This is a genomic window from Kribbella sp. NPDC051587 (assembly GCF_044453945.1).
In the GTDB taxonomy this organism is placed as follows: Bacteria; Actinomycetota; Actinomycetes; order Propionibacteriales; family Kribbellaceae; genus Kribbella.
On record NZ_JBITDE010000009.1, the window covers coordinates 121,053 to 142,859 of the forward strand.

General features: G+C 66.5%; 19 protein-coding genes. 8 read left to right on the forward strand and 11 right to left on the reverse strand.

The genetic code is table 11. The annotated features are described in order from the left end of the window. Window positions 1-9: 9 nt before the first annotated feature. The 4 genes from ACIA49_RS28510 to ACIA49_RS28525 all read right to left on the reverse strand — a co-directional run bounded on the left by ACIA49_RS28510 (window position 10) and on the right by ACIA49_RS28525 (window position 4,464). Window positions 10-1,440 (reverse strand): MFS transporter, encoded by a 1,431-nt coding sequence (locus ACIA49_RS28510; RefSeq protein ID WP_396380494.1) that lies wholly within the window; start codon window positions 1,438-1,440, stop codon window positions 10-12. 110 nt (window positions 1,441-1,550) lie between these two features. Further along, window positions 1,551-2,765 carry an RNA polymerase sigma factor gene (locus tag ACIA49_RS28515; RefSeq protein WP_396380496.1) on the reverse strand — a complete coding sequence of 405 codons (1,215 nt, stop codon included), beginning with the start codon at window positions 2,763-2,765 and terminating at the stop codon, window positions 1,551-1,553. Further along, window positions 2,762-3,097, reverse strand: a complete 336-nt coding sequence (locus ACIA49_RS28520) for a YciI family protein (protein WP_396380499.1) — start codon at window positions 3,095-3,097, stop codon at window positions 2,762-2,764. Before ACIA49_RS28520 ends, ACIA49_RS28515 begins: the two co-directional genes overlap by 4 nt. Continuing rightward, on the reverse strand, window positions 3,094-4,464 hold the full coding sequence (locus tag ACIA49_RS28525; protein WP_396380500.1) for a serine hydrolase domain-containing protein: 1,371 nt from the start codon (window positions 4,462-4,464) through the stop codon (window positions 3,094-3,096). Before ACIA49_RS28525 ends, ACIA49_RS28520 begins: the two co-directional genes overlap by 4 nt. Window positions 4,465-4,743: 279 nt before the next feature. Here ACIA49_RS28525 and ACIA49_RS28530 point away from each other — a divergent pair, with 279 nt between their 5' ends. Continuing rightward, window positions 4,744-5,283 (forward strand): SecDF P1 head subdomain-containing protein, encoded by a 540-nt coding sequence (locus ACIA49_RS28530; protein WP_396380502.1) that lies wholly within the window; start codon window positions 4,744-4,746, stop codon window positions 5,281-5,283. A 24-nt stretch (window positions 5,284-5,307) separates the two neighbouring features. On the opposite strand, the gene ACIA49_RS28535 is transcribed toward ACIA49_RS28530, so the two are convergent. Together ACIA49_RS28535 and ACIA49_RS28540 are read right to left on the reverse strand one after the other, a co-directional pair. Continuing rightward, on the reverse strand, window positions 5,308-5,748 hold the full coding sequence (locus ACIA49_RS28535; protein WP_396380505.1) for an SRPBCC family protein: 441 nt from the start codon (window positions 5,746-5,748) through the stop codon (window positions 5,308-5,310). 57 nt (window positions 5,749-5,805) lie between these two features. Beyond that, a complete protein-coding gene (locus ACIA49_RS28540) occupies window positions 5,806-6,411 on the reverse strand; it encodes a hypothetical protein (RefSeq protein WP_396380508.1) in 606 nt (201 codons plus the stop codon). A 248-nt stretch (window positions 6,412-6,659) separates the two neighbouring features. Between ACIA49_RS28540 and ACIA49_RS28545 the strand changes: the two genes are divergently transcribed. Next, window positions 6,660-6,818, forward strand: a complete 159-nt coding sequence (locus tag ACIA49_RS28545; protein ID WP_396380510.1) for a hypothetical protein — start codon at window positions 6,660-6,662, stop codon at window positions 6,816-6,818. Window positions 6,819-6,903: 85 nt separating this feature from the next. Further along, window positions 6,904-8,019 carry a HoxN/HupN/NixA family nickel/cobalt transporter gene (locus ACIA49_RS28550; protein WP_396380513.1) on the forward strand — a complete coding sequence of 372 codons (1,116 nt, stop codon included), beginning with the start codon at window positions 6,904-6,906 and terminating at the stop codon, window positions 8,017-8,019. A 10-nt stretch (window positions 8,020-8,029) separates the two neighbouring features. Here the strand turns inward: ACIA49_RS28550 and ACIA49_RS28555 are convergent, their stop codons facing one another. Next, window positions 8,030-8,911, reverse strand: a complete 882-nt coding sequence (locus ACIA49_RS28555; protein ID WP_396380515.1) for an alpha/beta fold hydrolase — start codon at window positions 8,909-8,911, stop codon at window positions 8,030-8,032. A 75-nt stretch (window positions 8,912-8,986) separates the two neighbouring features. Here ACIA49_RS28555 and ACIA49_RS28560 point away from each other — a divergent pair, with 75 nt between their 5' ends. Both ACIA49_RS28560 and ACIA49_RS28565 read left to right on the forward strand, forming a co-directional pair. Continuing rightward, complete coding sequence (locus ACIA49_RS28560; RefSeq protein ID WP_396380517.1) at window positions 8,987-9,466, forward strand: MarR family winged helix-turn-helix transcriptional regulator; 480 nt, start codon at window positions 8,987-8,989, stop codon at window positions 9,464-9,466. Window positions 9,467-10,226: 760 nt separating this feature from the next. Next, complete coding sequence (locus ACIA49_RS28565; protein ID WP_203590475.1) at window positions 10,227-10,400, forward strand: hypothetical protein; 174 nt, start codon at window positions 10,227-10,229, stop codon at window positions 10,398-10,400. Window positions 10,401-10,403: 3 nt separating this feature from the next. Here the strand turns inward: ACIA49_RS28565 and ACIA49_RS28570 are convergent, their stop codons facing one another. Beyond that, window positions 10,404-10,643, reverse strand: coding sequence for an ATP-binding protein (locus tag ACIA49_RS28570; RefSeq protein WP_396380522.1), 240 nt, complete (start codon window positions 10,641-10,643; stop codon window positions 10,404-10,406). Between the two features lie 509 nt (window positions 10,644-11,152). Next, window positions 11,153-14,335 carry an RHS repeat-associated core domain-containing protein gene (locus ACIA49_RS28575; protein ID WP_396380524.1) on the reverse strand — a complete coding sequence of 1,061 codons (3,183 nt, stop codon included), beginning with the start codon at window positions 14,333-14,335 and terminating at the stop codon, window positions 11,153-11,155. Window positions 14,336-14,625: 290 nt separating this feature from the next. On the opposite strand from ACIA49_RS28575, the gene ACIA49_RS28580 reads away from it, so the two are divergent. Beyond that, window positions 14,626-14,793 (forward strand): hypothetical protein, encoded by a 168-nt coding sequence (locus ACIA49_RS28580; RefSeq protein WP_396380527.1) that lies wholly within the window; start codon window positions 14,626-14,628, stop codon window positions 14,791-14,793. Between the two features lie 72 nt (window positions 14,794-14,865). Here the strand turns inward: ACIA49_RS28580 and ACIA49_RS28585 are convergent, their stop codons facing one another. Further along, window positions 14,866-15,477 carry an ANTAR domain-containing protein gene (locus ACIA49_RS28585; protein ID WP_396380529.1) on the reverse strand — a complete coding sequence of 204 codons (612 nt, stop codon included), beginning with the start codon at window positions 15,475-15,477 and terminating at the stop codon, window positions 14,866-14,868. A gap of 219 nt (window positions 15,478-15,696) precedes the next feature. Here ACIA49_RS28585 and ACIA49_RS28590 point away from each other — a divergent pair, with 219 nt between their 5' ends. Next, window positions 15,697-16,614 carry an XRE family transcriptional regulator gene (locus ACIA49_RS28590; protein ID WP_396380532.1) on the forward strand — a complete coding sequence of 306 codons (918 nt, stop codon included), beginning with the start codon at window positions 15,697-15,699 and terminating at the stop codon, window positions 16,612-16,614. Window positions 16,615-16,648: 34 nt separating this feature from the next. Here the strand turns inward: ACIA49_RS28590 and ACIA49_RS28595 are convergent, their stop codons facing one another. Then, window positions 16,649-19,921 carry a trypsin-like serine protease gene (locus ACIA49_RS28595; RefSeq protein ID WP_396380535.1) on the reverse strand — a complete coding sequence of 1,091 codons (3,273 nt, stop codon included), beginning with the start codon at window positions 19,919-19,921 and terminating at the stop codon, window positions 16,649-16,651. Window positions 19,922-20,253: 332 nt separating this feature from the next. On the opposite strand from ACIA49_RS28595, the gene ACIA49_RS28600 reads away from it, so the two are divergent. Beyond that, window positions 20,254-21,807 carry a hypothetical protein gene (locus ACIA49_RS28600; protein ID WP_396380537.1) on the forward strand — a complete coding sequence of 518 codons (1,554 nt, stop codon included), beginning with the start codon at window positions 20,254-20,256 and terminating at the stop codon, window positions 21,805-21,807.

A 21,807-nucleotide genomic window follows, 5' to 3' on the forward strand; every position in this document is an offset into this window, starting at 1 on the left:
ACGTGTCGTTCAGGAAGACAACCGGCCATCCCCGCCACCTGCCGTACTCCGAAAGCCCACGGCTGCGACGATCGCGCCGAGAACGGCAAGGCCGGCGATGAAGGCGAAGGCACTGTGGAAGGCGTGCACGCCGTTGCTCGCCACCAGGACGGTCGAAACCGTGGCGACACCGGCGGCGCCGCCGAGCTCGCGCATGGTTTCGACCAGACCGGAGGCAAGGCCCGAGTCCGCGCTCGAAACTCCCGACAACGCGCCGATCTGCAGCGCAGGTCCACAGAACCCGAAACCAACTCCGGCGAGAAGAAAAGCCGGCAGCAGGTCGATGGCATAGGTCGAGTGGGTTGGGACTCTGGTCAGCCACAGGGCTCCGGTGGTGACGACCACGAGGCCGATGACCAGCATCGGCCGGACGCCGATCTTGGCGACCAGGCGGGCGCCGGTCATGGACGCCAGTACGACGGTGACGGTTGTCGCCAACCAGTACAGACCCGTCCTGATCGGGGTGTAGCCGAGCACCTGCTGCATCAGCAGCGAGCCGACGAAGATGAAGGCGAGCAGCACGCAGAACGCGAGGAAAGCGGTCAGGTTGGCGACCACGAGACGGCGGTTCCGCAGCGTCGAGGCAGGTACCAGAGGAGCGGCTGACCGCGCCTCGATCCGCACGAACAGCACCAGCAACAGGACCGACCCCGCAGCCATCAGCAGGCTCGATCCGGCGAACCAGCCCTGGCTCGCGGCGTGATGAAGGGCGTAGACGGCGAGCAAGAGCCCCATGGTCACCGTCGTCGCTCCCGCGAGGTCGAGCCGGGTACGGGCGCGGGCGACCTCGTCGCGGGTGAGGAACACCGCGGCGGCCACGATGCAGCCCAGACCGATCGGGACATTGATGAAGAACGACCAGCGCCAGCCCGGGCCGCCGGCCAGCAGACCTCCAGCCACGACTCCGACCGAACCGGCCGCCCCGCCGACGGCACCGAAGATACCGAGGGCGCGATCCCGCTCCGGGCCCTCGGCGAAGGTCACCGCCACCAGCGCCAGGGCCGCCGGAGCGGTCAGGGCAGCGCCGAACCCCTGAAGAGCGCGGGCCGCGATCAGGAACCCAGCCTGACCGGCAGCACCGGCCAGCGCGGAGCCGAGCGTGAAGACGGTCAGGCCGGTGAGAAACATCCGCCGGCGACCCAGGTGATCGGCCAGCCGCCCACCGACGAGCAGGAACCCGCCAAGGAGCAGTCCGTAGACGACCACGACCCACTGCACCGTACTGCGGCCGACGCCCAGGTCACGCTGGATCGACGGCAGCCCCACGTTCACGATCGCGGTGTCCAACCCGACCATCGCCATCGCGGCGCAGGCCACCGCCAGCACGAGTCGCCGTCGGATTCGGTCCACTCGCGAGGCCGTCGTACCGGCTCGATTGTCGTCCAGCTCGAGCTGCGTCATCGCTCTTCCCTTCGTCGGTCGGTTTGCCCACCGACGAACAACGGGATCCCGTGATCGACATCGCGGCGATAAATTTTTGACTGCCGGGCCGCACGGGGTGAATGCCCTGGTCAGAGCTGGGTCAGCCGGGCCGCCAGGAAGCTCCGTTCGGCCTCGGTCGGCGCGAGCCGGAGGGCCTGTTCGTACGCCGCTTTCGCCTCGGCGACCCGGCCTGCGCGGCGCAACAGATCTGCCCGCGTGGCGGGCAGCAGGTAGTACTTGTCGAGGCGACCGCTCCGGGCGAGATCGTCGACCAGGGCCAGGCCGGCCGGGACGCCATCGGCCATCGCGACCGCCACGGCACGGTTGAGGTCCACCACCGGGGATGGTGCGAGGGTCGTCAGTTCGTCGTACAGGGTGACGATGCGGCGCCAGTTGGTGCCGGCGGTGTCCGGCGCCGTGGCGTGGCAGGCGGCGATGGCGGCCTGGATCTGGTACGGCCCGACGCTTCGTTGGGCCAGCGCGCGGTCGAGCGTGGCCAGCCCATCGTCGATCAGGGCGCGATCCCAGCGGGATCGGTCCTGATGTTCCAAGGTGATCAGGACGCCGTCGTGGGTTCGGGCCGCGCGACGGGCCTCGTGCAGCAGCATCAGGGCCAGCAGGCCGTGCGGCTCTGCCTCCCGAGGCATCAGCCGGGTCAGCATCCGGCCCAGTTGGATCGCCTCGGCGGTCAACGATCGGCTCTCGTCCTGCGCCCCGAACCCTTCGTTGAAGATCAGATAGATCACGGCGAGAACGGCCGCCAGCCGCTGCGGCAGCAGGTCGGCCGACGGAACGCGGTACGGGATGCCGGCCTCGGCGATCTTGCGTTTCGCGCGGACCAGGCGCTGGGCCATCGTGGTCTCGGCGGTGATGAACCCGCGCGCGATCTCGGCCGTGCTTAGGCCGGCCAGCGTGCGCAAGGTGAGGGCGACCCGCGCCTCGAACGGCAGGGCCGGATGGCAGCAAGTGAAGATCAGCCGGAGCCGCTCATCGGCGATGCTGTCTGGTCCCTCCGGATCCTGGTCCAGCACTGCCAGTTGCCGGAGTTTCGCCCGGCCAACGGCATCTCGGCGCAAGCGGTCGGTGGCCCGGTGCCGCGCAGTGGTGGTGAGCCAGGCGCCAGGCCGGTCGGGGATGCCGTCGCGCGGCCAGGTCGTCAGGGCGGCGGCGAACGCGTCCTGGGTGCAGTCCTCGGCCAGATCCCAGTCCCCGACCAGGCCGATCAGGGTGGCGACCACCTGACCCCACTCGTTCCGGTACGCCGCGGTCACGGCGGCGTGGACGGCACTGGCCGAGGCGCTCATTCCCAGATCGGGCGAATCTCGATGCTGCCCCACCGGGAGTACGGGTGCCCGGCCGCGATCGCGATCGCCTCGTCAAGGTTGGCGCACTCCACCACCACGAGTCCGCCGACGAAGTCCTTGGTCTCGGCGAACGGCCCGTCCGACACCAGCATCTCGTCATCGCGGACCCGGACCGTGGTGGCGTCGACCACCGGTCGCAACCGGGCGCCGAACAACCGGCTGCCCTTGCGCTCCAGATTCGCCAGCCAGGCCTGGTGGACCGGGTCGGCCTCGATCTCCTCGTTGCTGGGAGAGGCCGACTCGTCGTCGCAGATGAGCAGGACGTACTTCATACGCCGGAGTCTCGCACAGGCCGTTCCCGTTCGCAGCGGAGCTGCTCGCCGTTCTGGACGAACAGCACGGCAGGGTCCTCGAACCACAGTTCGGTGCTGGTCTCCCGAGCGCCGAAGCGGTCCCCGGAGATCAGCTGGAATCGCAACGGCGGCTGTCCGGGGAAGGTCACGAGGAGCTCCGTGCCGGTCCAGGTCACGTCGAAGGTCACGCTCCCGCGCAACCGATAGGCGCCGGCCCGGCCGGCCATCACGCTGCCGCTCGGCACGACTCGCTCCTCGATCTCGAGCGGGTAGTCCTTCCACCCGTACGCCGCCGCGATGCGGCCGAACACCTTGTGGACAAGCCAGTCGCCGTTGGCGCCGTTCGTCATCACCGCCGCGCCCTGACCGGTTTCCCGGGAGGCGAGCAGGTGGCAGTTGAATCCCTCGTTCCCGCCGCTGTGCCCGAAGACGCGTCCGTCGGGCGTCAGGAAGAAGCCGAGTCCGATGGCGTGAAGTCCGCCGAGGCGTGGGGTGGAAGGCAGTTGCGGAGTGAGTGCCTCCCGCGCGAGTTCCGGCGAGAGCAGCGCGCCGGCGACTCCGTCGTACGAGTGTTTGATGGCTTGGGCGAAGGCGAGCAGGTCAGTGGGGGTTGTCCAGAGACCTGCGGCGGCCAGCTCGGGGTAGCTGTGCCAGCGGCAGGCGATGGGGCGGCCTAGATCGTCGTGCGCGACAGCCGCCTGGGCGTGACGGTCCACGGGGAGCGGATGGGCGTAGTCGCTGTCGGCCATCCCGAGCGGACCCAGGACAAGCTCCTGCAGCAGTTGGCGAAACGGTGTGCCGGTGACGTCCTCCAGGAGTTGCTGTACGACGAGGGTGCCGCCCCCGGCGTACCGGAACTGGGTGCCGGGCACCGTGTCGACCCGTACGCCGTGGGTGTTCGCCGGTGGTACGCCGTCGAGGATCTGCCGCACGGTCGGTAGCGTCACGCCGTACGGATAACCGGGGAAACTGGCCACCGTGAGCCCGGCGCTGTGGCTGACCAGTTGGCGCAGGGTGACGGTGGGCTGCCAACCACCCACAGGCGGGATCTGCCATGACTTGAGCCGGGTGTTCACGTCCTCGTCGAGACCGAGGAGACCCCGATCGACCAGCCGCAGCGCCGCTACCGCAGTGACGGGCTTGCTGATCGACGCAGCCTGGAACAAGGTCCGGTCCGTGACCGCGTCAGCACGACCAGCTTCCACCACACCAGCGGATCCACGCTCGGCGATTTCACCGCCGTCGAGCACCGCCCAGCTGATCCCGGGGACCTGGAACTGCCTGAGATCCGCCTCGAAGTCTTCCTGCACTGCGATCCCCACTCCGTTGCGCTGCGGCCGGATCATCGGAGGTTACCCCGATGACAGGTCTGGCCCGTGATCACGCTCAGGCGTGACCGCTGCCGCCCCAGGAGTTTGGTCATGATTCGTCGTCTGCTCGACCCACATCGACTTCCACGGCGACGTCTTCATGAAGGCCTCCGACTTCACCCTGAACTCCTCAGACGTCGGCGCCACTCCCAATTCCGACTACAAGAAGCTCTGGGCCAACCTGACCCTGAACTAGCAACCGCGTCCTCGACGAAACTGCCCTAGTGGCTCGGCGAGGCGCTAGCATCCGACGACATGTCGGCGGCACGGAAGCGCGCGGGGTGGGTCTTAGCGCTGGTTCTGACCGTCCTCGTGGTCGTGGTGCTGGTACGACGGCATGATCCGGGCTACGAATCGCCGGCGGGTCCGGTGAGCCGGGCCGGTGGTGAGCCGCTGGAGTTCCGGCGGGTGCTGGCGGCTGCGGACCACGCGTGCGAGCCGACGCGGCCGCCGACCGGGCCGGACGTCCGTTGCGATCTCGCGGGGACGCAGTACACGCTCGGAGCGCGGGCGGTGCCCACCAGTGCCTGGCACGGGGTGAAGGTCAGCTTCGAGGGCCCGAAGCGGTGGGTGGTCGACCTGGAGCTGAGCGACGCAGGGGTTGCGGCATTCCGGAAGCTCGCCGCCGAACTGGCCGCGACCGATCCACCACGCGACCGGCTGGCGATCCTCGTCGACGACCGGATCGTCACGGTCCGAACCGTCGGACAGCTCCTGCAGGGCGGCGACGTCTGGATCGACCGCGGTTTCACCGAGAAGCAGGCCGGGCAGTTGGTCGACGAGATCGTCAACTGAACAGCCGTCGGCCTTTGCGACGGGTTACCGAGCGACGTGCTTGTTGAGTACGTCGGTCAGTTGCCGCTCGGTGTCGTGGCCGACCTTCTCGAAGACCAGCTTCGCCAGCGGGCTCGCGACCTTGGCCGCACCGTTGAACTCGATGTGGTTGGTGTAGGTGATGCTCGACCCGCTGCCGTCGGGAGTGACGTCGATGGTCTCCGTCGAGGTGGCGGTCTCGTTGCGGCCGACCAGTACGACGCGGTCACCGGTCTGCTCCTCGAGGGTGTAGGTCAACTCGGTCGTGATGCCGGCGATCTTCGACACGTTGTGCCACGTCGACCCGACCCGCACCGGACCACTGTCCGTGCGGGTGCAGCTCTCGGTGCCGGGGTCCCACTCCTCGGCATGACCGAAGTCAGCGAGATAGGGGACGACGACATCGGGCGCCGGAACGACGGTGAACGTACGCGAGACAGTGGGCACGAGGAGCACCTTCCTGATCGGGTGAAGTCTGCCCCCGGTCCCCTCCCCGGCCACTTCCTACGCATCCGGAGGCAGCTTCGACCGGGAGGAGACCAGTCGCACGGTCAGGGCGAATCCGATGCCGATGGCAAGCATTGTGAGAACACCGCGAGGCCAGAAGATGTGGCTGTCGCGAAACGACCAGCCGGCCGCGATCAGGATGATGCCGGCTGGCGCTGCGCGGACGCCGTACCGGGTGAGGAGCGCGACGGTCATCGCGGCGGATGCGAGCAGGAAGCCGTAGACCCCGATCCGTCCGAACGCGTCGCCCCCGGCGAACAGCGGCTGGATCGCCGCACCGAAGTCGGTGAAAGCACCGTTGCGGGCGACGGTGCCTGCCGCGTAACCGGCGACGAGGTCGAGGCCGGTGTAGAAGACCGCGTAGGTGAACGCGCCGACCCAGGCCACTACGGTCGCGACACCGGCGAGGCTTCGTTCGGGTCGCCGCCACAGCGGGACGATGAACCCCAGTGCGAGCAGCGGAAAGATCGGCAGTAGGTAGACGTGCAACTGCTGCCAGGACCGCGCGGTCTCCCTGGTCAGAAAGTGAGGATGAATGAGTCCAGCGACGGCCAGGGCGACAGGTGCCGCGGTCACCAGCACGACGAGCCGCCACGATTTCATCAGGCCAAGCTATGCCCGGCGCATCGCCCTCACCAGCGTTGCTGCCTTACGGCGACGTTACCGAGAGATGCGACCTGTCCGGGCGGCCGCGGACGCCGAATTCTCGCTAGGAACTGCCCATGTTCCTGTCGCCGCCGAACCCCCAGTGCTGACCTGGATGGCGACCGGCGCGGTAGCTGTCGAAGGAGAACCAGTACGCCTGAGCCATCGACGGTCACCACGACCAGGCCAAGCCCAGCAACGGCACGGTGCTGAACTTCGCGCTGAACCTGGAGTACCTGGAAGCCGAGCTCTGCCTGCGCGGTGCGGGCTACGACCTGCCGGCGACCGAAGACCACCAAGGGCGGCTTCTTTCCGCCGGCGTCAACGGCACCATCAACACCAGCGGCGCCAACGGCCGGTCCTAGGATTCGCACCGATCTGAACCGAGGTCGGCTCCGAATCCCTGGCTGTTGCCGCTTCCTGCGACAGCGTTGCATCAGGAGGCCGCCGATGACCAGCACCGTCTCTGTCGCCGATCGTTCACGCCGCGTGGTGGCGGCGCTGTCGCGGCGCGAATGGGTGTCGATCGGCGGGATGGCGGCGTTCGTCGCCGCCCTGCACCTCATCGGCTGGGGCCTGCTGCTGCTCGTGATCGAGCCCCGGCACTACGAACTGGGGAGCGCGGGGGTGTTCGGTGTCGGGCTTGGCGTGACCGCTTACACCCTGGGGATGCGGCACGCGTTCGACGCCGACCACATCGCCGCGATCGACAACACCACCCGCAAGCTGATGGCCGACGGGCAGCGGCCGGTGTCGGTCGGTTTCTGGTTCTCTCTGGGACATTCCTCGATCGTCTTCGGGCTGTGTTTTCTGCTCGGCGCCGGAGTCAAGGCGCTGGCCGGCCAGGTCGAGAACGACTCCTCCGCGCTGCAGCAGGCGACCGGGGTGATCGGCACCGTCGTCTCGGGTGTCTTCCTCTACGTCATCGCGATCATCAATCTGGTGATCCTGGTCGGGATCGTGAAGGTGTTCCGCCGGATGCGCGGCGGTGAGCTGGACGAGGCCGCGCTCGAGGAGCAGCTGAACAAGCGCGGCTTCCTGAACCGGATCCTGGCGGGCGCCACCAAGGCGGTCCGGAAACCTTGGCAGATGTACCCGATCGGCCTGCTCTTCGGTCTCGGATTCGACACGGCGACCGAGGTCAGTCTGCTGGTGCTGGCCGGTGGCGCCGCGGCCTTCAGCCTGCCCTGGTACGCCGTCCTGACGCTGCCGATCCTGTTCGCCGCCGGGATGAGCCTGCTCGACACGATCGACGGCTGTTTCATGAACTTCGCCTACGGATGGGCGTTCTCGAAGCCGGTCCGGAAGGTGTACTACAACCTCACGATCACCGGCCTGTCCGTCGCGGTCGCGCTGGTGATCGGCACCATCGAGCTGATCTCGATCCTGACCGACAAGATCGGCATCACCACCGGACCGCTGGCCGGTATCGCCGGGGTCGATCTGAACTACGTCGGCTACGGCATCGTCGCGCTGTTCGTCGTCACCTGGCTGCTCGCGCTCGCTGTCTGGAAGTACGGCCGGATCGAGCAGAAGTGGACCGCACGTCTCGACACCACCGAGTGAGCTCGTCGCGTCAGGACTGGTCGACCTTGGTGTAGAAGGCCAGGAGGGTTTCTGCGAGGCGTTCGGGTGCTTCCATGGCGACGAAGTGGCCGATGCCGTCGAGCCGCACCGAGGTGACGTCCGCGGCGACCTGGGCGAAGGTGTTCGGAGTGAAGTCGCCCGACGAGCCCCCGACCGCGAGAACGGGCAGGTCGAGCTTGCGGGTGGCGAGTTCCTTGATCTGTTCGCCCTCCGACAGCAACGAGCGGTACAGGCCGGTGGCTCCGGCCCAGGCGGCCAGCCGCTGATAGGTACGCACGAGTTCGGCGATGTCCTCGCTGGTGAACGCATCCGGCGTGCCGTTCATGGTGGGGATCGCATAGTCGGCGAGGAAAGCGTGCTCGCGCCCGCGCAGAAGCATGTCGGCGATGCCCGGTGCGGCGAGAACGCCGAGGTGCCAGGCGCCGCCATGGGTGACGTCGCCCAGCATCTCGACTCCGAATCCGGGCAGTCCGGTCTCGATGCCGGTGAGGCTCTTGACGAGTTCGGGATGGGTCGCGGCGACGCGGTAGGTGGTGGCTCCGGCGACATCCTGGCCGCTCAGATGGACGGGGCCTACGCCGAGGGTCCGAATGAACTCGCTCACGTCCGCGGCAGCGATCGAGCTGTCGTGGGCTGGTCCCGCGGTCGCGGAGTCCCCGAAGCCACGCAGGTCGACGGCGAAGACGCGATGCGTCGGACTGAGCAAGGGGATGAGCTTGTGGAAGACCCACCAGGTCTCCGGGAAGCCGTGGACCAGGACGACGGGCGTCCCTTCAGCGCCGGCCGAGACGTAGTGCAACTGGGTTCCGTTCACGCTCATGACGCTGTGGGTGATGCCGGGCACGGTGGCGCCGGACGGTGTGACGGGCACACTGAGCTCCTCGAATGGACAACATTGTTGTCGTTCACGATAGACAACAATGTTGTCGTTGTCTAGGCTTAACGCATGTCTCGTTCCGGTGCCGATCTGGCCCTGTTGATGCTCGGCGGTTTTCGCTCCCTGGTCGACGCGGCCACGCTGGAACTGGCCGCCCGTGGCTACGAGGACGTGCGGCCACTCCACGACTTCGCGCTGCGAGCCATCGCCGCCGGCGCCGACAGCGCCTCCGAGCTGGGCCGGCGGATGGCGGTGACCAAGCAGGCGGCGGCCAGGACGGTCGCAGTGCTCGAGGAGCGGGGCTACGTCGAACGGAAGGTGGATCCGGCTGATGCCCGCCGGATGCGCCTGGAGGTCTCGGAGCGCGGGTCAACCTTGCTGCGCGAGGGTGAGCAGATTTTCGACGAGCTGCGGAACCGGTGGCAGCGGCAGATCGGCGCCGCGAAGCTCGCGGAGCTCGAGTCGCTCCTGACGGAGCTGGTCGGAGCTCAGCCCGTCCGCTTCGACACTCCGGGCTGGCTGGCGCGAGATCTCGGAGAGCGTCTCTAGGCGTCCACCCGCTGCTGCCCTTGCGGACCCGTACGGTCTTGGTCGTTCGGATCGAACGGCTCTTCTGGAGTTGACGGAGTTGGCTGGCTGCGGTCACTGGCTGATGAGCTCGAGTGGGTGACGGCGCACTCCATGCGGAAGTCGACAGCGACAATTCCTGAGGAGGCTGGGCAGACGCCGCGGCAGGTCGCGGACCAGCTCGGCCATGCCCAGACCTCCACCACGGTGGATGATTACTTCGGCCGCCGACAGCGGAACCCGGAGACCGCTCAGCACTTTGAAGCGGCGATGAGAGCCATGCACGGGCATGGCCGCGAACCAGCGGCATTCGTCGGGTGGTCCGGCGCAAAACCTTGAGTAGTGCGCGCCTATATTGCCTGATCAAAGAGCCGACGAGGGGACTCGAGCCCCTGACCACCGCCTTACCCGGACGGGTCTGGCGATGTGTTGTGTCAGTACCCGAAGCTTGCCGCTGACCTGCGCACTCTCCAACGCAGAGTGCGAGCAGGCAACACTCCGAACGCCGCCGCGATCTTCGGCGTACCGGGCTTTCAGAACCGAGCCTCTGATCGGCGTTCCGCGGGTGTTCGCAGTGGCGGCGGGTGAACCGAGTTCGGTGCTTGCGTTGGCCGAGCTCCCTTCAGTTCCGGAGGGGCACAACCCCTTGTGCGCACGGTCCGTAGGGAGTTAGCTGAGCGCCCGCGTGGGGCACTAGTTCCCCTGCCCATCCCCGCCCGGATCTCGACAGGAGAATCACCTCATGTTCGCCATCATCGCCGCAGTGATCTTCGGACTGGCCCTCATCCTCGACTGGGCCAACGCCACGGTCAGCGATGCGTTCACCCCGCAGACCCTCCTGATGGCCGGCCTGCTCTGCATCGCCCTGCACCTGGCCGGCATCGGCGCCTCCGCCAAGTGGGGACGTCGCCGGTGACCTTCAAGTAGTCGGCGCGACGACGAGGTTCGGCACACCCTCTATCACCGAGTTGAGCCAAAACTTCGGCTGCGTCACCAGCATGACGACTCCGAGGAAGACTGCTTGGCCGCCCAGCTGAGTGACCCGGGGGGTGAGGGTGATCGTGGTGCCGTGCGCCTTGATGATCGCTCGTACGATCGACAGCCCCAGCCCGGACCCGCCGCTGCTGCGGGTCCGGCTCGAGTCCAGGCTGATGCTCAAAGGCGCTCCGGACCAGTCGCGGGGATCGCCGTCGAGGTCATGTCGCGGACCTCAACTCTGCGTGCGGATGAGGCGGTGGCCGAGCGGCGATGGGATGGTGCCAAACCTATTACCGGACCGCTCCGGCTGTAGCCAGCTACGAAGCGGACAGAACTCTCCTGCCTGTGGAACACAAGCCGGCCCGTGGATCCCCGTTTTTCAGGGAAAGGGACACGGGCCGACCTTCACAGAAGACCGCTCCGCCAATCGCTCAGCAAGCCACGATCGGATCGATCCACGTCAACGGTTAAGAAAATTCTTCCCTATTTTGATCACTCGTACCAATGGCGGCGTCAGAAGCAAGACGAACGCAACCACTCCTAGTAGTACATCAGCAGCAATTACCACCCCGTTCGCACCGGATGGCAACGTGCCAAACGTGACCAGGAACGCAGCCATCAACACGACGCCTATTACCAATGAAATCTTCTCTGAGCGAGTTGGAAACCCGTCCATGCTGTCACTCAATTCTAGTGCTCCAGGATGTAGTCGACGGTCCCCGCTACGGTTCCCACAGCTTTTCCGAGCTGGCTGCCTATCGCGTACCCGATGCCCGCTCCGGCAAGCGCGCCCCCCACGGCTCCGGGTCCTGTTTCGGACAGAAGAACGCCGCCGGCGATACCACCGGGGATTGCGCCGACAAGCCCGCCGTAGTTGTCGTACAGATCGGCGTAGCGGTTGACATTATCACCAAGGTCATCTACATCGTCGTAGCCAGTCGGGTCGATAGCATTACGCGGGTTTCCGCCGACGTAGGCGTAGCGGCTGGCTGCGTCGGGGCGGAGGAATTGGCTGAGTTGGTCTTGGGCTGTCCAGTTGGCGGTGGTGGTGTCGTGGTAGCGGACGCCGTGTTTGAGCCAGCCGGTTTGCTCGTCGAGCAGGCCCTGGGCGTAGCGCAGCGGATTGGTCGCTGCGGAGGTGCCGGTGGCAGCGGTCTGCTGACCGTAAGGGTCATAGGTGTAAGTGGCGGTCACCGCACCGGAACCGTTGACCAGGCCGACGGGTGATCCTTGGTTGTCGAGGGTGTAGTAGTCGACACCGCTACCAGTCGTCAGGGCAATGGGCGCACCGGACGGGTCGGTGTCCAGGTAGCTGGTCTGGCCGTTCTTGGTGAACGACTCCATCGTCGGCACCCCGTTACGGTCACCACGTCCGTACACATACGACGTACTCGCGGTGCCGGTGGTCGTGGAAACCAGCTCGTTCTGGTCACCGCCGGCCCAGGTGTAGTTCGTCACGGTCGAGTTCTTCGTCCGGGTCACGGTCTGACCGGCGTCGTTGTAGGTCAGCGTGCCCTGGTTCGGGTCACTGGTGCGGTTACCCGACGCATCGTGGGTGTAACCGGCAGACGAGATCTCGTTGCCGGTGTTGTAGGTCAGCGTCTGGCTCGTGGCGCCGTCGACCTTCGCGGTCAACCGGTTGCTGGCCTTGTCGTAGGTGTAGGCGTAGGAGTGGCCGTTGTAGTTCGACACCGCAGTCAGCCGGTTGGAGGTGTCGTAGGTGTAGTCCGACCGGGCACTGGTCAGGTTGTTCGTCGAGTACTTGATCAGACCCGTGTCGGTCGACGCGGACGCGGACGGGCAGGCCTGGCCGGAGACGTACGGGGAGTAGCAGAAGCCGGTGTCGTAGACCTTGGTCGCGTCGTTCGATGCCCGAGACGTCCACGTCCGCGAGATGCGGCCGGACTTGTCGAAGCTTGTCTTTGTGTGGGCGGCGAAGGTCGTGTGGGCGGTGTTGGTGTTGAACCAGGTGTCGGTGCGTTTGCCGTTGTCGTCGTAGCCGAACACGGTCTTCTGGCCGTTCGGCGGGGTCATCTCGACGACCTGGTTCGCCTTGTCGTACACATAATTGGTGGTGCCGCGGGCGTCGGTCTTCGACGTCAGGTTTCCGGCCTTGTCGTACCCGTAGCCGAGCGTCCCGCCACCGGCCGACGAGGTGCGCGAGGTGACGCGGTTCTGGGCGTCGTAGGTCCAGGTCGTGGTCCCGGAGGCGTCGGTGCGGGTGGTGACGTTGCCGGCGCGGTCGTAGGTGAACGCGACGTCCGGTGTGCCGTCGGAGTACTGGATCGTCTTGACGCGGTCGGCGCGGTCGTAGGCGTAGATCGTGCGCAGACCACGCCCGTCACGCACCGAGTGCAGGCGGCCGAAGCCGTCGTAGTCGACACCGATCACGGCCAGGCCGGACGTGGTCGGTGGAGTGATGCTGGTGATCTGGTGGTCGGCGTTGCGGCCGTAACTGGTGACGTTGTTGCGCGGGTCCGTGGAGGTGTCCAGGGTCCCGTCGGGGTTGTAGGTCACCGTCGAGGTCGACGTGGCCGACGAGTTCGCCGAGGTCAGCTGGTTCCCGGCGCCGTCGTAGGTCATGAGGGAGTCGTTGCCCTGGCTGTCCTTGCCGCCCGACGGCAGGTACTTCGACGCGCCGGTGTTCGCGTAGGCCGCGGTCGACTTCGCGCCCATCGCCGACGTGACATCGGTCAGCGACTCGCCGCCGTTCACGGCACTGTTGTGCCCGAACGTCGTCACCGCACCCGCGCCGTTGGTCGACGTCGCGGTGTCGTTGAACGGCGTGAACGTCTTCGACCGCACCCGGTTCAACGGGTCCACGGCCTTCGTCACGAGTTCTTGCGCGTTCAGCGTGTAATAGGTCTGTGCGCCATCGGCGGGGTTGGTCGCGGTGTTGTTCGGGTCCGCGACATACGTCTCACCCGAGGAGTAGTAGGTGAACCGGGTCGCCGCACCACCGTCTTGGGTGACCTTCTTGACCCGGTGCGAACCGTCGTACTGAAACGCGGTCTGCTTACCCTCACCGTTGGTGACCGTGACCAGATCACCGCTGGTCGCGTCGTAGCCGAACGAGGTGGGCTTGTCGGTCGGGTCGCTGATCTTGGTCAGCTTCCCGTTCGTGTAGGTGTATTCGACATCGCGCGGGGTGCCGTCGTCACCAGCCTGAGCGATCGTGACCACGTTGCCCGACCACGTGAAGTTCGCGGTCTTCGCACCCGCACCGCCCCGCGTCGAGACCACCTGGGACAGCTTGCCCGAGGTGTAGGTGAAGGTCGCGGTCTGGCCGTTGCGGTCTTTCACCGACGACAGGGTCCCTGCCGTGTTGAACGTCGAGACCGTGTTGCTCGAGTGATCGGTCACCGTCCAGCCAGTGCTGGTTTTGACCATCGCGACCTTGAATCCGGCCGGCGGCGTGTACGTCGTCGACGTGGCCGGCTGGAACAAGCCCTCACGGCCCTCGGGCGCCAGGTATAGCACCGAGTTGTCGCTGTTCACGATCAGTTTTGTGTCCTGGCCGACGCGCATTGCCCACCCGGCGCCGGCAGCACCCGACGGCAGCGCCGCACCCGAGACCAGCCGCAGACTGTTGAACACCAGCCCCAACTGCAGATCGTTTTGAATCCCCGGCAACGACAGGTCTGACGTCGTCACCAACAGGTTCCCGGTCGCGACATCGACCGAGGCGGACACCTTGTCCGAGATCGAGAAGGGCACTCGCGTCGCCGATGGCCGCGCCCCGGTGAACTGCGCGGTCTGTACTGCAGACACCGCAGCCTGCGCCGGCGCCATCACCAACCCTGTGCACAACAACACTAACGCCGTACCCGCCGCCGTACCGGCAACGCGCAGGCGTAATCGCCCCACAGACATGCAGAACCCCCAGCAAAAGAAGACCCACTCAAAGCCTCACTGCTGAAGCCGAGCAGAGACCCCACACTCACACGACAGCCACCCACCGGTCTACCGGTCTTGACCGAAAACCAGTTGCAGCAACCTGCAACTTTGTCGATGCCACACGCTGGTCATCGTGTACTGGGCACCGCGACTCGCGGCAGAGAGTTGAAAACCATCTCGGCCAGATCTCCACGACCGAGGTCGCTTCGGATCAGGTCTCGTTGCTGCCCCGCAGCGGGCTACCGCCATCACCGACCAGAAGCGCCGTGGCCTTAACGCCGAAGACATCCAGGACCTCCTGTGGTGACGCCGACGTCCGCACCGTCATGATCTACATCGACGACGACGGCCGCAGCGAACGCGTCTCCGCCATCACCGACGACCTCGGCCGCGTCATGCGCGCCGTTCCCCGCCATCTACGGCGAGCAACTTGACCGCATCGCCCTCGCTGCATGAGATGAACGAGAACATGGAATGGTCAGCAACCTGCTCGTCACAGCCGCGCATCAGCTTGATACTCCCGACCAGTACTGATCGTCGGTGTAGTAGTGAGGCCATTGCACCGTTTGTGCTCCGTAGGAGTTCCAGGCCCTGCGGCCACGTCTTGGGCGACGTCGCGCAGCCTTGCGGTTGGTGTCTTGGGAGTAGCGCTTGAGGATGGCGAAGGCGCGGTCGCTGTCGAGGTCGAAGCGTTCCATGAGGATGCCCATGGCTTGGCCGACGATTTTGCGGGCGTCGACGGCCCGGGCCATCGTCTGCTCGTGCCGGGCGGAGGCGAGGGCGACTGAGGCGTGCCGGGCGAGGATGTGCGCGATCGCCTCGTCGTCGGTGCCGAAGCTGTCGGGTGTCTGGTTGAAGAGGGACAAGACGCCGGTGGTGCGGTTACCGATGACCATAGGTACGTGCAGAACCGTGCCTATGCCGAGTTCGAGGGCCTTGCCGCGCCAGTCCGGCCACTCTGCATCAGCCGCTGCCTCGTCGAAATCCTCACCCGCGCCCGCTGGCACATGATCCGCCAAGTCCGCGAAGAAGGCTCTAGCTGGAGCCAGGTCGGCACCGCCCTCAGCGTCAGCAAACAAGCCGCCTACGACTTCTACCAACGCAACCTTGACTAGCAAGACGCTTCCTCCGACAACAGGACCCCCCGCTCCCGAGCAGCCCAGGGCCCCAAGCAAACCGACTGGCGGAGTTCGCGGGCGGCTCGGCCGACTCGGGAATCAGATGGTGGCCGATAGCAATAAGTTCTGCTCGTCGCCGGTGCGGGGATCGGCCGGCGGAGCCTTCGCAATGGTCGGTGCCGGGGTTAGAGTGCTCGTCGAACGCGGACGGGAGGTGTGATGACGGGATCGGGATCTGTGCCGCTGGATCGTGAGTTGCGCCGGTTGTTACGGCACGGAACGTTCGCCGAGGTCCTCGACCACGCGCTCGTCGTGCGCGGGCTGAGCTTGGAGCGCGTGCAACATCACCTTGCCGATCGCGGGGTCAGCGTCAGCCGAGCGGCGCTCAGCTACTGGCGGCACGGGCGGAGCCGGCCGGAGCGGGCCGAGTCCCTGCGGGCGGTCCGCGTTCTCGAAGAGGTTTTCGGCTTGCCGCCGGAGACCCTGGTGACGATTCTCGGGTCGCCGCGCCCTCGCGGGCGGGCGGCGGAGCCGGGGGCGGTCGACCGGCGGCGGTTGTGGCCGGCGCACAGCCCGTTGATCGCAGCGATGCACGCTCCCCCGGACGGGCAGTTGACGTTCCTGGACGTGCACGAGCACGTGCTGGTGGACGAGCGGCGCCGGCTGAGCGCCGTACGGACCAGACTGGTGGTCGAGGCGACCGCCGACTGGGTCGACCGGTGCGTGGTCTATCTCTGGAGCGAGGAGCCGACCAGGACGGAGCTGACCGGAATGCGGTACTGCCGGCTCGGCCGGAGCCGCTCCGACACCGGATCCGGCGCCACGGTGGCCGAACTGATGCTCGATCAGCGGCTGGCCGCGGGCGAGCGGTCGGTGCTGGAGTACGAGGCGCTGTTTCCGTCCGGCCCGGAGCTGACGTTCTACCACCGCCGCTTCACCCGGCCGAATCGCCAGTACGTGCTGCAGATCGAGTTCGTCGGGGAGGTCCCGGCGCAGTGTGTGCCGTATCGTCAGCGCACTCTCGAAGGCCCACGACAGCTCGACCAGCCGTTGTGGATCGGGGCGTCCGACACCGCGCACCTGGTGCGGACCGACATCCAGCCCGGCATCGTCGGACTGGTCTGGGAATGGGACTGACCGGTGGGCGCCGCGGCACCCACCGGTCAGCCGGTCAGCTCACGAACCAGCTGAACTGACGCTTACCGACAACACCGTTGGTGTCGGTCGCCGTCGCGGTCGTGTTGTAGATCTGACCGGACGTGGTCGGCGTCCCGGTGACCAGGCCGGAGGTGGGGTTGATCGACAGGCCGGTCGGTAGACCGGTGGCCGTCCAGCGGTAACTACCGGTTCCGCCGCTCGCCTGCAACTGCAGGTTGACCGGCCGGCCGCGCTGCACGAACTGCCAGCCCGGGTCCTTGACCGTGACAGTGCCGCTCGGCGGACCGGACTGCACGGTCAGGGTGAAGGTGGCGTCGCGGCTGGTGGTCGCGCTCTTGCCCGTGAGCTTCACGGTGTAGGTGCCGGCCGGCGTCGAGGCGTTCGTCGCGATGGTCAGCTTGGACGAGCCGCCCGCGTTCACCGACGACGGGTCGAAGGTCGCCGTCGCACCGGACGGCAAACCGCTGGCGGACAACGCGATGTCGCCGGCCGCGGGGCCGCCCGGCAGCTGCGCCTTGACCAGATCGGCGTACGTCGTCACCCGCGAGTACACGCCGTAGGTGTTGCAGGCGTTGGACATCCAGGAGAAGAAGCCGACGATTTGGCTGCCCTCGAGGTACGGGCTGCCGCTGTCACCGACACAGACGCCCTTGTGACCGTCCGCGTACCCGGTGCAGAGCATCGAGCCGTCCGACTTCCAGGTCCCGCTCAGGTCCTGCTGCTGCGCGCACGCCGAGTCCTCGGCGACCGGGAACTCCGCCGTCCGCAAGGTGTCGGAGTACGTGCTGGAGCTGGTCTTGCCCCAGCCGATACCGCGGCCCATGGTGCCCGGCGCGTTCACGCTGGTGTCGGTCGCGATCGTTGGGTAGACCATCCCGGCCGGAACCGGTACGTCGCGGTCGAGCGTGATCACGGCGACGTCGTGGCCGGTCCGCCAGCTGGTGTAATCGGGATGTGTCCAGGTCGACTTGATGTTGGCCCGGAAGCCGTCCTCGTTGAGGTTCGTCGCTCCGTAGATGAACCACTTCTCACCGCCGTTCTCCAGCAGGCAGTGGGCTGCGCCGACCACGGTGTGCGGACCGACCAGCGCCATACTGCAGGACTGCTTGCCGGGGAAGGCGCTGCCTTCACGACGCATCGAGATCATGAACGGGTACTTGTCGACCGTTGTCGTCTCACCACCGACGACGGACGGATGCGCGCCGCTGCCGGCCCGCAGCGCGGCCGTGGTCTTCACGGTGGCCATCGTGGACTGTCCGGCCGCCACCGTGGCCGAGCTCGGGTCGACGCTCAGTGAGAAGTCACCCTGCCCGGACCCGTTGACGGTCAGCGCGACCGTCGCGGTGTGACTCGTCTCGCTGGACTTGCCGGTGACGGTCACGGAGGTGGTGCCCGGCGACGCCGTGCTCGCCGCGGTGAGAGTCAGCATCGAGGAGTTCCCGGCGGTCACCGAGCTGGGTTCGAAGCTCGCGGTCACCCCGGACGGCAGGCCACTCGCGGTCAGTGCGACAGTCTGCGCCGAACCCTTCGTCACCTTGGTGGTGATCGTGGTCGTCACCGTCTTACCCGGGTCCACGCTGACCGATGACGGGTCGGCGGCGATCGAGAAGTCGTTGGCGGCCGGCGGGGTCGCGCCGTTGATCAACGGGTCGGCGAGGTTGTCGCCCTGCGGCGTACCCCAACCGGTGCACAGGTCGTACCCGGTTCCGGCGCTGTAGGTCCCGTTGCTGCCGCTGGTCACGTCGTGGAAGGTCGACGAGTACTGCGAGGACTTGGCGATCGCGTAGATGGTCGGGTTCATCCCACCCAGGTTCGCCTTGCCGCCGGCCTTGGCCTTCTGATTGACCATCGCGACGTACCCGGCCCACAACGGCGACGACAAGCTGGTGCCGCCGACGTCCTGCCAGCCGCCGTTCATGTACACCGACAGCGCGCCGGCGCCGTAGTCGGCGTCGAGCGCGACGTCGGGCACCGACCGGTACTTGTTGGTCCCGGTCTGCCAGCCCGGCCGGTCGTAGATGATCGAGTACGCACCACCGGAGCGGGTGTTGCCGCTGCCGCCCTGGTTCCAGCACGACTCCGACTGCCAGGTACCGGCGCTGTCACTGGTCTTCAGCTGCGTACCACCGACGCCCGTGAACAGCGGGTCGCTCGGCGGGTAGTCGGCCTGGATGGTCGAGTTGTCACCGTTGTACCCACAACCGGTCGCACCCCAGTCACCCGAGGCCGACAGCATCGTGACGCCCTGCGCGGCCATCTGCGTGTACGAGTCGTGCGACGGCGCGATCGGGTCCGCCTCGCACTTCTCGCCGAGCAGCCACGAGCCGGACAGGATGGTGATCGCGTTGTCCGACGCGATCTTGGCCATCTGGTCAACCCAGGCCTTGTCGGAGTTGGGCGACTCGTAGACGATCTGGGCGGCCTTCGGGGCGGTCGCCGCGACGGCCTCGATGTCGAGCGTGACCTCCAGCTGGTTCGATCCAGGACTCGGTACGCCGCCGGAGACCGGCGCCACCGTCGGCTTGACCGCGGGCTGGCCGAAGTACTTTGTCCAGGCGTCGATGTCGGACTGCTTGAACGCGTCGAACTCGATCAGGCCGACGGTCTGTCCACTGCCGTCGTACGCGCCGGACAGGTTCTTCATGCTGTACGCCGTGCGGAACTGCGCGGGCGTGTACCCACCGGCGGGACCCGCCGGACCGGCCGGTGCGGCCGCGCGATGCGCGGTCGGGCGGCTGTCCAGCCCGACCACGCGCCGGACGACGGTCGACAGGCTCGCCGGGATCGTCGGTACGGCGTCGTTCGCGACGAACTGGTTGCCCTTGGCATCAGAGTACCTGCCGACCGTCGTACCGAACGCGGCCTTGACCTGCTTCGGTGTCCCGACTGCGTCGACGATCTGCCGGTTGCCGGACAGGCCGGTGACGCGCAGTCCTTCGGCCCGCAGGAAAGCCACGGTCGCATCCACGTCGGACTGCCGCGGACCGAACCGCTCGTTGTACTCCTGGCTGGTCAGGAAGTGCCGGTACTGCGGGGACGCCGGGTCGCTCACCGACTTGACGAAAGCATTCAGGCCGGCCTCGTCGTGCGGTCGCAGCGCGACCGCTACCTCCAACTGCCGGTCGGCCGGCACCGCACCCAGCCTGTGGGCGCCGTGCGGTGCGGGCTCGCCGAGGGGAACGCGATCGGTCCGTGCGACAGCTGGACCGGTGACCACTGTCGCGGCGGCGACCGCGGCGGTGAGCGTTGTCGCGAGAATTCTCGCGACGGGGCGGGATCGGGACATGATTCCTCCAGTGAGAAAGGATTCCATCGGCCGAAAATGTAACTCCGCGGTACGCCCCCGAAAGCGTTGAGTGAATGTTCGAAGACATCAACAGACATCGTCCCGAAATCTCTGTCCACGCAGGTCAAACGGCAAGTCCCGTCACAGTTGTCAACAGAACTAGGTGTTGATCACAGCATCGGCCGCGGACCTGTTCGCACCGGTGTTCGCCGCAGTCGGTAGACCTACTCAGATAGTTCAATTGTCAATGTGATCAGGAGTGATCACCAACCAGTGCCTAGGGAAGAGTTCAGTCAACCAGCCGCGCTGGAGCGGTCTGCCGGGACGGGCAGGTGCGGTTGTGGTCACGCAACGGCAAGGACTTCACCACGAGGTTTCCCGAGATCCAGGCCGCACTGGAGCGCCAGGTCGACATCGACCACGTGTTGGACGACGAGCTGATGGTCATGGTCAGCGGCCGATCGAGTTTCGGCGCGCTACAACTGCGCAACAGCAGCAGCGTTTGGACAGTTGGGCGTCCTCGAGCTATCAGAGCGGCTGTGCAACAAGTGTTCGTTGCAGGTTGGTGCAAAATGATGGACAGTCACCGATTTGATGTGAGGGAATCACAGTCCGTAGTTTGTCATGAAGGGGGATCTGTGAGGCGCGAAGTGTTGACGGGTGCGGTGGCGGTGAGTTTGTTGGCCGGTCTATTGCCGGTCACACCTGCTGGTGCTGCTGATGCGGCTGGTATCGGCGTGGTGAGTGGGCGTGTAGCTGCCGGGGTTGACGAGTCGGTGGTCGCGCACGGCATGGTTAAGACCACGAGTGGGAAGAGCGCGGCGAGCGTGCCTGTGGTGCTGTATGCGTGGCCGGGCAACGACGTCACGGAAAAGATGCAAGTTGGTGATGAGGCGACGCTGCAGCAGCTCTCGGAAACGACCGCGGGAGCCGATGGTTCGTTCCAGCTGAAGTTGACCGATTTGTCGGCGCTGGCGCCGGTGACGGGTCCGGACGGGATCGTGAACTTCGAGATCGTGGCAGGCGAGGGCGAGTCGGCGGTGCCGTTCGGGTTCCCTCGCAAGGTGTCGACGGTGGCGGGGAAGAAGACGCTGATTGACGCGGTGGCCGACCCGAGCGCGGCGGGTCAGCCGGAGGCGCCGCCGTTGCTGTCGATCGATCTCGCGGCCGGTAAGATTGTCGACAAGACACCGGTCGAGACCGCGGTCGTGGACGGGGAGCCGCTGGCCGAAGGCGACGAAGGTTTCGTTAAGGGCTGCACTGTGACGCTGGTTGAGAGCTACGGCGCGCGGTGGACGTTCATCGGCGTGCACTACAACGACACGACCAAGGTGACCACCGATTTCGGGTATGTGCGGGATGCGACCAGTGAACTCGGGGTTGGGTTGTCGGCCACTGGCAAGCAAGGTTCGTTCAAGGCCTCCGGCACGATGGCCCGGTCCACGAACGGCTCGATCAACTTCGACACTGTCGGGGATTTCCAGGATCGCTACCGGAAGACCCAGTTCAGGTACGGCAAGTACAGGGTGATCTGTACCCGTCCTGGGGGAATCCCGGTTCCCTACTACGAGGCCAGGGCCACGGCTTGGGTCGCCGCATCGGACTCCTGGAAACCCAAGGGATCGCCCAAGATTGACTACGCCAACAACTGTGCCAAGCAGCAGGCGAACGTCACCGTGACCATGGCGAATACGCGGGCGGTGACGTTCAGCAACGGCGTGACCATTGGTGCCGAGATCGGGATCGAGCTGTCTTCGCGCACCGGCTACTCCAGAACCTCCACCGTCGCCTACAGGTTCAACGCCTCCGGACGACAACTGTGCGGGACTACCGGTGCACCCGGAGACGAAGCCCCGACCACTCTGCTCGCTGCCATAGTCTTCTGA

What these genes read in the sequence shown, in the direction of transcription:
- ACIA49_RS28510 (WP_396380494.1), bottom strand. Translation starts at nt 1,440, where the DNA reads ATGACGCAGCTCGAGCTGGACGACAATCGAGCCGGTACGACGGCCTCG.
- ACIA49_RS28515 (WP_396380496.1), bottom strand. Translation starts at nt 2,765, where the DNA reads ATGAGCGCCTCGGCCAGTGCCGTCCACGCCGCCGTGACCGCGGCGTAC.
- ACIA49_RS28520 (WP_396380499.1), bottom strand. Translation starts at nt 3,097, where the DNA reads ATGAAGTACGTCCTGCTCATCTGCGACGACGAGTCGGCCTCTCCCAGC.
- ACIA49_RS28525 (WP_396380500.1), bottom strand. Translation starts at nt 4,464, where the DNA reads ATGATCCGGCCGCAGCGCAACGGAGTGGGGATCGCAGTGCAGGAAGAC.
- ACIA49_RS28530 (WP_396380502.1), top strand. Translation starts at nt 4,744, where the DNA reads ATGTCGGCGGCACGGAAGCGCGCGGGGTGGGTCTTAGCGCTGGTTCTG.
- ACIA49_RS28540 (WP_396380508.1), bottom strand. Translation starts at nt 6,411, where the DNA reads ATGAAATCGTGGCGGCTCGTCGTGCTGGTGACCGCGGCACCTGTCGCC.
- ACIA49_RS28550 (WP_396380513.1), top strand. Translation starts at nt 6,904, where the DNA reads ATGACCAGCACCGTCTCTGTCGCCGATCGTTCACGCCGCGTGGTGGCG.
- ACIA49_RS28560 (WP_396380517.1), top strand. Translation starts at nt 8,987, where the DNA reads ATGTCTCGTTCCGGTGCCGATCTGGCCCTGTTGATGCTCGGCGGTTTT.
- ACIA49_RS28565 (WP_203590475.1), top strand. Translation starts at nt 10,227, where the DNA reads ATGTTCGCCATCATCGCCGCAGTGATCTTCGGACTGGCCCTCATCCTC.
- ACIA49_RS28575 (WP_396380524.1), bottom strand. Translation starts at nt 14,335, where the DNA reads ATGTCTGTGGGGCGATTACGCCTGCGCGTTGCCGGTACGGCGGCGGGT.
- ACIA49_RS28590 (WP_396380532.1), top strand. Translation starts at nt 15,697, where the DNA reads ATGACGGGATCGGGATCTGTGCCGCTGGATCGTGAGTTGCGCCGGTTG.
- ACIA49_RS28595 (WP_396380535.1), bottom strand. Translation starts at nt 19,921, where the DNA reads ATGTCCCGATCCCGCCCCGTCGCGAGAATTCTCGCGACAACGCTCACC.